This window comes from Paenibacillus sp. BIHB 4019 (assembly GCF_002741035.1).
Taxonomy (GTDB): Bacteria; Bacillota; Bacilli; order Paenibacillales; family Paenibacillaceae; genus Pristimantibacillus.
Genome location: NZ_CP016808.1, coordinates 4,118,735 through 4,130,562 on the forward strand (window position 1 = coordinate 4,118,735; position 11,828 = coordinate 4,130,562).

Annotated in this window: 12 protein-coding genes; 6 read left to right on the forward strand and 6 right to left on the reverse strand. The window is 49.4% G+C overall.

The window, feature by feature from the left end; all coding sequences use genetic code 11:
• The first annotated feature begins 15 nt into the window (after positions 1 to 15).
• Together BBD42_RS17895 and BBD42_RS17900 are read left to right on the forward strand one after the other, a co-directional pair.
• Complete coding sequence (locus tag BBD42_RS17895) at positions 16 to 1,152, forward strand: response regulator (RefSeq protein ID WP_172455539.1); 1,137 nt, start codon at positions 16 to 18, stop codon at positions 1,150 to 1,152.
• Between the two features lie 52 nt (positions 1,153 to 1,204).
• Entirely contained in the window at positions 1,205 to 1,729 is a 525-nt protein-coding gene (locus BBD42_RS17900) for a hypothetical protein (protein WP_099519262.1), read from the forward strand.
• Positions 1,730 to 1,737: 8 nt separating this feature from the next.
• On the opposite strand, the gene BBD42_RS17905 is transcribed toward BBD42_RS17900, so the two are convergent.
• Positions 1,738 to 2,223 (reverse strand): hypothetical protein, encoded by a 486-nt coding sequence (locus tag BBD42_RS17905; RefSeq protein ID WP_237163139.1) that lies wholly within the window; start codon positions 2,221 to 2,223, stop codon positions 1,738 to 1,740.
• Positions 2,224 to 2,490: 267 nt separating this feature from the next.
• Positions 2,491 to 3,333, reverse strand: a complete 843-nt coding sequence (locus BBD42_RS17910; protein WP_172455540.1) for a sugar phosphate isomerase/epimerase family protein — start codon at positions 3,331 to 3,333, stop codon at positions 2,491 to 2,493.
• A 155-nt stretch (positions 3,334 to 3,488) separates the two neighbouring features.
• On the opposite strand from BBD42_RS17910, the gene BBD42_RS17915 reads away from it, so the two are divergent.
• The 4 genes from BBD42_RS17915 to BBD42_RS17930 all read left to right on the forward strand — a co-directional run bounded on the left by BBD42_RS17915 (position 3,489) and on the right by BBD42_RS17930 (position 8,249).
• Positions 3,489 to 5,114 carry a helix-turn-helix domain-containing protein gene (locus tag BBD42_RS17915; RefSeq protein ID WP_172455541.1) on the forward strand — a complete coding sequence of 542 codons (1,626 nt, stop codon included), beginning with the start codon at positions 3,489 to 3,491 and terminating at the stop codon, positions 5,112 to 5,114.
• Positions 5,115 to 5,237: 123 nt separating this feature from the next.
• Positions 5,238 to 6,248, forward strand: a complete 1,011-nt coding sequence (locus tag BBD42_RS17920) for an ABC transporter substrate-binding protein (protein ID WP_099519266.1) — start codon at positions 5,238 to 5,240, stop codon at positions 6,246 to 6,248.
• Between the two features lie 4 nt (positions 6,249 to 6,252).
• Entirely contained in the window at positions 6,253 to 7,254 is a 1,002-nt protein-coding gene (locus BBD42_RS17925) for a FecCD family ABC transporter permease (protein ID WP_099519267.1), read from the forward strand.
• Positions 7,251 to 8,249 (forward strand): FecCD family ABC transporter permease, encoded by a 999-nt coding sequence (locus BBD42_RS17930; RefSeq protein WP_099519268.1) that lies wholly within the window; start codon positions 7,251 to 7,253, stop codon positions 8,247 to 8,249. Before BBD42_RS17925 ends, BBD42_RS17930 begins: the two co-directional genes overlap by 4 nt.
• 14 nt (positions 8,250 to 8,263) lie before the next feature.
• Here BBD42_RS17930 and BBD42_RS17935 read toward each other — a convergent pair whose 3' ends face one another.
• The 4 genes from BBD42_RS17935 to BBD42_RS17950 form a co-directional block, all read right to left on the reverse strand.
• Entirely contained in the window at positions 8,264 to 8,461 is a 198-nt protein-coding gene (locus BBD42_RS17935) for a DUF6199 family natural product biosynthesis protein (protein ID WP_099519269.1), read from the reverse strand.
• Positions 8,462 to 8,612: 151 nt separating this feature from the next.
• Positions 8,613 to 9,695: a Gfo/Idh/MocA family protein gene (locus BBD42_RS17940; RefSeq protein WP_099519270.1), complete on the reverse strand. Its 1,083-nt coding sequence runs from the start codon at positions 9,693 to 9,695 to the stop codon at positions 8,613 to 8,615.
• A gap of 67 nt (positions 9,696 to 9,762) precedes the next feature.
• Entirely contained in the window at positions 9,763 to 10,854 is a 1,092-nt protein-coding gene (locus BBD42_RS17945; protein WP_099519271.1) for a Gfo/Idh/MocA family protein, read from the reverse strand.
• Between the two features lie 18 nt (positions 10,855 to 10,872).
• Complete coding sequence (locus tag BBD42_RS17950) at positions 10,873 to 11,820, reverse strand: AraC family transcriptional regulator (RefSeq protein ID WP_235533348.1); 948 nt, start codon at positions 11,818 to 11,820, stop codon at positions 10,873 to 10,875.
• Positions 11,821 to 11,828: the final 8 nt, after the last annotated feature.

The following is an 11,828-nucleotide window of genomic DNA, read 5'->3' on the forward strand; positions in this document are numbered from 1 at the left end:
GAGAGGAGTATCGCGGTGCTGCAGGCGTATTTGGTAGATGATGAGCTTCATGCGTTAAACATTTTGGAAATTTTTCTTGCTCGCACCGAGAAAGTGAATGTCGCGGGACGATACACCAACGGCTTTGAAGCGCTGGAAGCGCTGCGGCACAGGCGGCCGCATATTTGGTTTTTGGATATCGAAATGCCGGAAATGAGCGGCTTGGAGCTGGCAGTCCACATAAATGAGGCAGATCCCGATGCAACGATTGTTTTTACAACCGCTTACGATCATTATGCTGTAGCGGCTTTTGAGCACGAGGCGATTGATTATTTGCTGAAGCCGATTGAAATGGAGCGTTTGTCCCGAACCATTGAACGACTGACAAGGGACAAGGGCGTGAAGGTGGAAGCTGCTCCCCTTGATCTGGAAGCCGGCTGCAAGGAAGAGCTTATCGTGCATATGCTCGGCATATTTCATGTCCAATCTGTAAACGGCATGCAGCTGACATGGCGGACGGCCAAGGAGAAAGAACTGTTTGCCTATTTGCTGCTGCATGGTCATATGACGTCGGGCGTTCACCGTGATCGCATCATTGCAAGCCTCTGGGCTGACGAGCCGTACGAGAAAGCTAAAATCTATTTGCACACCTGTATCAGCCTGCTGCGGAAAGGCTTGCGGCAAATTGGCATTGAACAGATGGTCAGTTATAAAAACGAGCAATATCGTCTGGATATGAAAAGGATAAAGGCGGATGTATTTGCTTTTATATCCGCTTCTTTAGAGCTGCAGCCTTCTGCAGAGGCATCTATTGCGCAGATGGAGCAAACGCTGCAGATGTATGGGCAAGAGCTGCTTGCCCAAGAGAATTATGATTGGGCTGTCGAATGGCATCAGCGGCTGGAGCTTTTTTCGATGGAGTGGCTGCTTAAGCTTTCATCCCATTATCTCGCTCAAAAAAATGGGAAAAGGGCAGCTGAGGCTGCGGAGCGCGCAATTATTCAATCGCCGTATGTAGAAGAAGCTTATCGCTGCGCCATGCACGCCTATTTGTTCATGGGCGAGCACCATCAAGTGCTTCGCGTCTATCGCAAACTAAAGGAGCAGCTGGCTGAGCTGAACATTCAACCCTCTGCGCTCTCCCGGCAGCTGTATGAGCAGATCGAGGTGTGACGGTCGTAAGAGGGCGGAGTTTTTTTATATTCGTTTGGAGGTTTACGATGATATGAAAAATAAAATATTCATTCTTTTCAGTACAGCTATAGTTATTATCCTGATTGCTTTTTTTGGCTTTGGCAATCGCCATGCGCCAGAGCAAGCGGCTGTTTCTGTTGATCCCGTACCAACTACAACTACAACTGCAAAAGCAAATGCAGCCTCGACAGCAGCAAGCATTCAAATGACGGAGAGTGTAGCTCAGGCGGCAAGCGCCATATCTTACAAAAAAGAACTGATCGCCCTAACTAATCAGAGTGGCCAAAGCGCCTATACGGGGTCGCTTACAACGATGCCAGCGGACGGCAAGGTTTTGAGCATTTCCGTAGAAAACAAAGGGGACTCTACGATTTATTTGAATATTAAACGGAATGAAGAAGAGCCTGTGACGGCTAAGCCTATCCGCAAAGGCGAGCAAATTACGCATACCTTTGAACAATTAGAGGCCGATGGCATAAGCGGGGATTGGTCCATTTACGCCTATAGCAAAATTGGCGCCGCGATGAATGTGAGTGTGAGGGCAGGGCAGCTCTAAGGCTTGGCCTACAGCTGCTGCAAATCCTTCATCAACCACTCGTCTGTTCCATCGCGAGATAAAAACCATACATGGGTAAAGCGGCCTTGCGGCTTATAAATGAGCTCCTTGGCACGCAAAATGTCGGACATGCCGAAGGCGGGGGACGCATTTCGAATAATTAAGGCGATTGGATAAGCAGTCGCATAATTGTTTATTTTCATTTCCTTCGTCTGGATGCGCTTGTTCAGCTCGGCGATCAGCATTTCGACAACCTCTTGATTAAGATTGCGCGATTGCGAGCGGCCTAGCAGCCTTTTCGCTTCCTCGGAATCATAGAACAGATGGGTAATTTCAACGCCGATCATCTGTTGGTTCCGATGCTGAAGCACGGCATCCGGTCGTTCGCGCTGATAGAGGAGCCGGAGCTTGCTCTCATAATTATGGTTGTAGAGATTGATGAAAATACGGACAGCTGTGCGTTCGAGATCTCTTTTTTCCTGATAGCCCTGCAACTGAATTCCCCTATCTGCGTACTTTTCCGAGCTGCTTAACATACTGCGGAGCGGTTAAGTTTGCATTTATTATATGCAATTGTCTCATGACATTGCACAAAGAACAAGTGCGGCTGCAGCAAGGGGATTGGGAATACAGGATAATGGAAAAGGAAAGAAGCACGTATTAAAAATGGGTTCAATGAGGTAGGGCTTGCAGCCAGAAGAGCGGCGAAAAAAAACGCCTGCACTCTTTAGGCTGCTCAGAGCAAGGTCGTTATTAGAGAACTAGAAGATAGGCTGCGTTCGGCGCGCTTGCCTGTCATCTCTGGCACGGTCGATATACTGCTTCAGCGCTATTAATTCCTGCGGCAAATGAATGTCGTACGGAACGTCCCAGTTCGCCCACTCCCCGCTTACGAAGCCCTCGTAGTTTGCTTCAAGCAAAACATGGGCAATTTGCAGAAAATCCAATTCACCCTCGCCAATCGGCTTAAGCTGTTTATCCATTTCGAGAGAAAGCATGGCATCATGAAAATGGACATGCTGGATAGCCGCTCCCAAATGCTGCAGCACCTCCATCGGCTCGGCGAAACCTCTCCGCTTCGTATGCAGAACATCCCAAACAGCTGTAATTTGAGGGTCATCTACGTTTTCCAAAAGGCTTGCAAGGTCGCTAGGCGCAGACCAGTCGTCATGCGTCTCTACACCAATCGTTACTCCGTAATTACGGGCATAGGGGGCTAGCTCTTTAAGCGCATGGGCGATCGTTATCCGGGTGTCGTCGCGCGAAGCGCCAAGCGGAATTTTACCGCCTGCAACACGAATGACAGGAATGCCGAGATCAGAAGCTAGCCTGATGTTCGCCTTTGCCGTTTCGAGCTGTTCTGCTGCTTGTTGAGGCAGCGAAAATTTGTTGGTTACCCCCAGACAGCAAATGCGGATGCCGCTATCAGCTGCCAGCCGTCTCATATGTTCACGCTGCTGGGCGGTTGCGCCAACCTCTGCTCCATGTGCATGCCCTACTCCTGCTCGAAGCTCCACTCCATCATAATGGTAGGTTTTTGCCACCTCTATGAGTTGGGACAATGTTAAATCAGGACAAGAGAATGAATTAAATGCAAATTTCATTTCAGCAACCCTCCAATATTTCAAGTATAAAGGGATAGCGATGATCTCTCCATGAAGCATAGATGTCCTGCTAGCATGGATTATCTTTAGATCCTATGTTACGATACGGACAAAAAACGAAGCATTATTATTCATTTTTGGAGGAGCTTTCACTAGTGAATGGAGAACAACATGCTTTTTTGAAGCAGATTATAATTGAAATTCCTTTATTTGTTCAAGTGAAGGGCGACCTTGGACCGGTTATACAGCAGCAGACTGTGCAGCATCAGACGCTATTGGTCGTGGCTGGAGGAAAGGGAGAATTGTTAATCAATCATCAACCGTTCAAGCTGTCTACTAAAGCGGTGTTTCTTATTCCAGCTGGAGCAGCTATAGAAATTCACAACAGGCAGCGTTATGGCCTGCAGCTGTACCTACTTTCTTTTGAGCTGTTTCGTCAATCTAAAGCGGATGCCGGGGTTAGACTTTACGAGAAGGATGACCATTTTCCGATTCGCGGGCAACTGCGGCTTGCCAAGCCCGGTCGCGTTTTGCAAATGGTCAAGCAGCTATACGAGCGGATGATGGTTAAGCAGGAGGGTAACGGGCTTCAAAACAGCTTTGAGCTTCAGCACTTGCTTCAAGAGCTGCTGCTCCAAGATTCTCTTCATGCTGCGGTTTCAGCTGAACGATCGTTTGACCGTTCAATCAAATATTTGCAAAATGCATTCCATACGGACATTACTTTGGGCAATCTTGCCGAGCGGGCAGGATTGAATGCTTCCTACTATTCGTTTCTATTCGCGAAGAAGATGGGGAAAGGCCCGATTGAATATTTGACAGAGCTGCGAATGAACCGGGCAAAAGAAAGATTGCTGCTGTCTGGCGACAAAATTCAGCAAATTGCGCGAGAGGTAGGCTATAAAGATGAGTTTTATTTTAGCCGACGGTTCAAGGCGCAGCAGGGCTTGTCTCCCTCAGCTTATAGCAGGCACCATCCTGCCCATATTGTACCGTTGTCGTTTGCCTATACCGACCATCTGTTTGCACTAGGCATGATCCCTCTAGCAGCCCAGGTTAATGAGCAGTATGCCACGATTTCCGAGCATATCGAGCTGCCGCTTGAACGGCTGCAGTCTTTAAAGCAGTGGCGGGAGCAGCTGTTGAAGGTTAAACCTGAGCTTATTATATGCAAGGACAATATTTCAGTGGCGATGCGTGAAAATCTTAGCGATGTAGCGCCAATTATCGCCTTTCCATGGATGGAAATGGATGTATATGGTCATCTTTCGGCCTTGGCAAAGCTGACGAATAAGCAAAAAGCCGCTGAAGAGTGGATGGAACACCATGAGAATAAGGCAGCATTAGGACGCAAGAAGGTAGCGGCAATTGCTGGCGGGGCTGCGGTTACCATTTGTGGCTTGTCTGATGGCCAATATCGCATTTATGGAGACCGGAATATGGGACATGTTTTTTATCGCTCCTTGCAGCTGAATCCATCCGAGAAGCTGCGCGGGGAAATGGATAAGCATATGCCTGGAACAGGCCTGGATTGGATGGAAATTGATGCGGGGCAGCTTTGCGAATACGAATCAGATTATTTGATATTCATTGCCAAAACGGAAGCAGACAGGAAGGCCATGCAGCTGCAGCTTCAGCCAGGCGGCCGATGGTGTTCACATAAGGCTGTGAGAAATAAGCGCGTATTTCAGCTGAATCTGGGCAAATGGGTCGTTTATGCACCGCTCGCGCTCGACCAGCAGCTGGATGAGGCCGTATCCCTCTTTTTAAATAGTCGCTAGCAGGACTGCACGGAGCTAAAAAAAATCCATGCTTTAACGGGCGGTCCATGTCATGGTGGAATAGGAAAGCAGCATGTATAGTAATGATTATCATTATCATCATACTTACAGGAGGCTTTACACATGAAGTTCAGCAAGAGTGCAGTATATTCGGTTTTTTTATTGACTATGATCATTTTGATTGTAGGTTGCAGTAACAACGTCAGCACAGCAACACCAGATGGGACAAGCAGCGGATCTGCCCAGAACGCGGCGGCAACGCTGCAGCCCGACCAAAGGACAATCAAGCATGATATGGGAGAGACTGCTATTCAGGGAGAGCCTGTGAATGTGGTTGTACTGGAAGTCAGCTTCATCGATCCTCTGCTTGATGCAGGAATAGTGCCGATTGGCGTAGCAGAGGACGGGGATCCTAATCTGATTGTCGCCGATGTTTTAGAGAAAATTAAAGGTTATACATCGGTCGGCATGCGCGCCCAGCCTAGTCTGGAGGCTATTCGGGCCTTGAAGCCAGATCTAATTATTGCCGAGACAAGCCGGCATAAGGATGTATATAAGGAACTTAGCAATATTGCGCCAACGCTTTCTTTTTCCAATACGAACGGCGGGTATGAGGATGTCATTTCCATCGCTGCCTCTATTGGGGATGCTTTAGGCAAAAGCGCAGAAATGACAAAGGTCATTGAGGAGCATCAAAGCAAGCTGAAGGCAGTACAGGATAAAGCATCAGAGGTGAAGGACAGCATTTTGCTAATCGGGAATACGGATGGCGAAATTACAGTGCGGACCGCCGACTTTTTTTCGTCGCAGCTGATGAGTAAAATTGGCTTGACCTATGCCCTTTCCCAGAATGCCAAATACAGTGCGGTAACGGGAATTAGCGTGAAAATGTCCATTGAGCAATTGCTGGAGGTAGACCCTGATATTATTATTTTAATGTCCGGCAAGGTGGACAAAATCGACAGTACAGGTACAAGGCCGATATTCAAGGATGAGCTATGGAATGATCTGAAAGCTGTAAAAACAAATCAAATGTACGATGTAGACCGCTTCGGCTGGTCGCTGAGACGCAGTATTCAAGGGGCCAATGTCATGCTCGAGCAGATGGAAACTGACATCCTGAAGCTAAAATAAGGAAATGACAAACCCGTTCAGAATAGCCGCATGGGGAACTGCGGCTGCTATGCTGCTGATTGCAATGGTTCTATCAGTATCGCTCGGCTCCACCATATTTTCCGTTTCCATGATAGTGGATTCAATCTTTCATTTTGACGGTTCTAGGGATCACATTATATTGCGTAATGTGCGGTTTCCCCGAACGATTGTAACCGTATTGGCCGGAGCAAATTTGGCAGTCGCAGGGGCACTCATGCAGGCCATAACGAGAAATGTGCTGGCATCCCCAGGTATTTTCGGCATTAACTCTGGTGCAGCTGCGGTTGCCGTGTTGCTTATGGTCATATATCCACAGGTAACGAGCAGCAATCTGGTATTCGCGGCATTTGTTGGCGGAGCCTGCGCAGCATTGATTGTTTACGCGATGGCTACGGCATTTAAGCAAACCCATATGGCTGTTCATTTGGCCCTTACTGGCGTTGCCATACAGGCGATGCTCTCCGCTTTTACACAGACGATTATTATGTTCAATGAAATCCAGCTGGATCGCATTTTGTTCTGGCTGGCAGGCTCGGTATCGTCACGTAAATGGGAGCACGCGGCCGTGCTGTTAAAGTGGAGCATACCTGCCTTGCTGGTCGCATTCACACTTGGCCGATCAGCGTCTGTTCTTAGTTTGGGGGACAGTCTTGCCAAAGGGCTCGGTCAACGGCTTGCTTTAGCGCGCGGCCTGATGGCGCTTATCGTTATTGTGCTAGCTGGGGTTACCGTATCCGTTACAGGGCCGATTGGATTTGTCGGTCTAATCGTGCCCCATATCGCGAGGCAGCTGACAGGCCTTGATTATCGGTCAGTTCTTCCTTTGTCAGCTTTATGTGGAGCGCTCTTGCTGCTGCTGGCAGATTTATTATCCCGCTACATTGTTTTTCCTTACGAAACGCCTGTAGGCATCGTAACAGCTTTGATTGGTACGCCATTCTTCATTTATCTGGCAAGAAGGCGCAAGAAGGAGGCAAAGATATGAAGACGCTTGTTTTCAAGTTGCTCTGGCTGCCTGCGGTTCTTGCTTGTATTACGCTGCTGCTGATATTGCTGAATATAGCTGTTGGTGATACTCCTATAAGCATGGGGGAGATAATGAAAATCATGTTTGGCAGGGGGGATGCGGAAGCCAGCTATGTTATTTGGCAATATCGCATGCCGCGCTTGCTTCTGGCTCTGCTCGTAGGAGCCAGCTTGGCCGTCTCGGGGGTCATTGTACAGGCTGTTATGAGAAATCCGCTTGCCGCTCCAGACACATTAGGAATTACGGGAGGAGCTGGCTTGGCAGCAGTGGCTATTACTCTCCTTATGCCGCTTTCAGCTCCACTCGTATTAACCATTTCTGCTTTCATAGGGGGGCTTGCAGCTGCTGCTGCGGTATATATGCTCGCTTATCGCACGGGAATTATTCCTGTACGCTTAATGCTAGTCGGCATTGCAATAAGTGCTTTTTGCGCATCTGCTGTTCAGCTTTTGGTTACAAGGGGATTTCCGAATGTCAGCTCGGCTTTAATTTGGCTAAGCGGGAGCCTTTGGGGCAGAAGCTGGGAGCAGGTTTCACACCTGCTGCCTTGGGTTGTGATTTTAGTTCCGCTAGCTTGGATATTATCAATTCGGATGGATATTATTCGGATCGGCGATTTAATTGGCAAAGGACTCGGCTTACGGATTGAAGCCAATCGGCTGCTGCTGCTCAGCATTGCCATTTTTCTGGCTGGGGCTGCAGTATCGGCTGTCGGAACGATTGGCTTCGTCGGTCTAATTACGCCACATCTTGCGAGGCGGCTTGTTGGTGCCCGGCACCGCGTTCTTATCCCCGTAGCCGCTCTTCTGGGCGGGCAGCTTGTATTATTGGCTGATTTGCTAGGCAGAGCCATTAAGCCTCCGCTAGAAATTCCCGCAGGCCTTATTGTGGCTATGATTGGCGGACCGTATTTTCTATTTTTATTATGGAAACAAAGCAGGCTAACTTCTTGATGTTGGAGGGCGAATTATATAAAATAAGCGATGATCGCGCCAATACCTGCAAGCGTGCACAAAACGCCTCCGAGTCTTGTTGAGATAAGATATAGGCTTGACGCCTCTGTGCCGTCATTTGATTTCCAGCTCTCGGTCAGTGTCCATACGAAAGCAGGTTGCACCACTAATAATAAACCAATGCAGATGAGTATAATTCCAATAAAAAGCATATGCACGCTTCTCCTTCAAAGATGAGTATAGTTTTATAATAACATGATTGATGACCAGAACCGTAATAGTTTAGTAAAAAAAGCCTGCTCCTTCCGCGTTCGGATAGGAGCAGGCTTTTTTATAGATTTGGCTTTATGAAGCAGCTAGCTATTACAAATAAACGGCTTTTCCTGTGCGAGCGGACTCATAAATGGCTTCCAAAATTTGCGACACGACATAGGCTTGCTCTGGCGTTACGACCGGATCAGTATCATCTTCAATCGCTTTCAGCCACATTCTCATTTCCAGATCGGAGTCGCGGCCGGAATCTGCACCGTCAAAGAAAGCGACTCCGCCTGATTTCAGCTCAATATCAGTTGTATAAAGACGGCTGTGATTTTCGCCATTGATGCGCAGTCCGCCTTTCATGTCTGCTCCGCCTTCTGTTCCGGACAGCGAGCATTTTGCTTCGTCAATATCCAGTGTGTTCAGCGCCCAGCTGGACTCAAGGGAAATCGTCGCGCCGTTTTCCATGACGATCATGCCGAAAGCGGAATCTTCAACAGTAAACTTGGCAGGGTCCCAAGGGCCCCAAGCGTTGGCTGCATTTTCACGCTGCGACAGCTTGTGGTAAGCCGTTCCAAGCACAACCTTCGGCTTGTAGTTGTCCATCATCCACAGCGTCAAATCCAGCGCGTGAGTACCGATATCGATTAGCGGGCCGCCGCCTTGTTTTTCTTCATCAAGGAATACGCCCCATGTTGGCACAGCGCGGCGACGGATCGCATGTGCTTTTGCGTAATACACCTCGCCCAGCTCGCCATTTGCACAAATTTTCTTCAGCTGCTGGCTGTCTGGACGGAAACGGTTATTGTAGCCGATCGTCAATTTTTTGCCAGTACGGCGAGCGGTTTCCATCATGAGCTTCGCATCTGCTGCTGTTTTCGCCATTGGCTTCTCGCACATCACATGCTTGCCCGCTTCCAGCGCAGCAATTGCGATGACAGCATGGGAGTCATTTGGCGTACAGACGTGAACGATTTCAATAGTTTCGTCCTTCAACAGCTCAGTGTAGTCCGTGTATACGCGAGCGCCTTCCGCGCCATATTTCGCGGCAGCCTCCTGTGCGCGATGCTCTTCAATGTCGCAGAAAGCGACGATTTGCACGCTTTTAATCGTGCTAAGGCTTGGCAAATGCTTGCCGTTGGCGATACCGCCGCAGCCGATAATCGCAATACGATGAGTTGTAGACATAATAAAATCCTCCTTGAATTTTAGGTTGCAACGCTTTCACGCAGCGAATTTCCATTGTAACAGGCTCTTACGCAAACGGGGAAGGCAAAAAGATATCGACTTCCTTTTTCGTCTGAGCAGAACGGATAATGCCATCAATAACAGCTTGATTGCGCACGATTTGGCTGCCCGGGATAGGGGCAGGTCTTCCGTCGCGCACCGCTTCGGCAAAGTCCCACACCTTGGCATGGAATAGATCTGTTTGGTGCTGAATAACCGGAATCGGGCTTTCCGTATGATGTCCCTGTACATCATGGAACATCGTGATGGAGCCTACACTGCCATCGAATACGCCGCTCCAAGGGCCGGAGCCGGAAGGCGTAACCTTGAGCCCGGCATTGGTACCGAGAAAGAGGGCGGCGCCGAGCGAGTCCATATGCATCGCCCAGGAAATTTTGAAATTAAGCACAATATCGCCTTCGAAACGGATCATCGCCACGCCGAAATCCTCGACATCAAACTTATCCGCTTCCTTATGGTACAGCGGGTTCGTGCCAAAATGGTTAGACGTAAACGCCGATACCGTCAGCGGCTTTGGATAGCCGAGCGCATTCATCGCCATATCGAGCGAATAGCAGCCGATGTCAGCCATTGCGCCAGCTCCAGCGATATCCTTGCGGATAAAGGTTCCGCCTGGCATGCCGCGGCGGCGTCCGCCTCCGGTTTCTACATAATACACTTTGCCGAGCTCGCCGGACGAGATCAGGTCGCGAATGATCGCCATATTCGGGTCATAGCGCGGCTGGAAGCCGATGTTGAGCATATTGCCCGTTTTGAGCGCTGTCTCCGCCATCGTCACCGCTTCTTCAAGCGTGACCGACATCGGTTTTTCCAGCATAACATGCTTGCCTGCATTTAGCGCATCAACCGTCGTTTGAAAATGGGCCACATTTGGCGTGCAAATGCTGACGCCATCTAGCTCTGTGTCGAGCAATTGACGGTAATCCTCATAGGCCGCCGCATGGGGCAGTTCCCAGTGCTCGATAAATTGCTTGGCGCGGCCCGGAATAATATCCGCGACAGCGGCAACTTCTACGCCAAGCATTTGCTTATACGCTCTGGCGTGGGCGCCTGCAATGCCGCCGCTGCCGATAATTCCGATTTTTAGCGTCTTGGACATGGGGAGTATCATCCTTTACTACATGATGGTCATCTGCTGCGCGCGGTATTCAGAAGGGGTCATATCAAAACGTTTGCGAAACACCGCATGCAAATAGTTGGCATTGGCAAAACCCGTTTGCTGGGCGATTTTTTCAATCGACTGCGTGCTTTCGGCAAGCGCATGGCATACCGCCTTGAGGCGCATGTTTTCGAGCGTGGCACTGAAGGACTGGCCGTCCCCGGCCTCCTTGAACACCCGCTGAATATGCCGCGAGCTTAAATTCAGCTTGTCGGCTACGTCCTCAAGCGTGACCTCGCCAGAGTAGTTGGCCTGTATATATTCCATCGCGAGACGATAGCGGTAAGCCTTCATATCCCGGGTGGGTAAGTGGGCCTGCTCCGGCTCCTTCACCGTGTCATAAGCGCGCACTGCGCGAAGCAATATTTGAATGACATTTTGTCTAATTGTCGTATAGCTGCCCGTGTAATGCCGCGAGCAAGCTTCATAAGCTTCCAGAAACAGAGGCATAGCCTGATGCACATCATCGGCCGGAAACAGCGGCAGCGTGCGAAGCTTGCTGATGCAATCATCGGCCTCGGCAATTTCCCAATCATCCGCTTCCGTAACAGGGGAAGGGCCGGGCTGCAATCTGCGATCGATAATATCGACATGCAGACACAGCTCATCCATAATGTCATCCGGGCTTGCCTCCTGATAATGCAGCACATCAGGTCCAGTCAAATAAAACATGCCTTCGTTCAGCGCATACGGCATATCGACCAGAATAACGGTCCCCTTGCCCTGCGGTATAAAATGAAACTCGAACTCGGCATGCTTGTGAAAGTTGACGATTTTGCCGGGAAGAAACTGGGTCAGGTGAAAACGCAGCACATGTATATCGTAATAGCCCCAGCGGATGCGAAGATCAAGCCTCTCGAGCGCATCCTGGCGCTCACGCATCACTTCATATGGAAAAGGTTGCAATCGCGCCA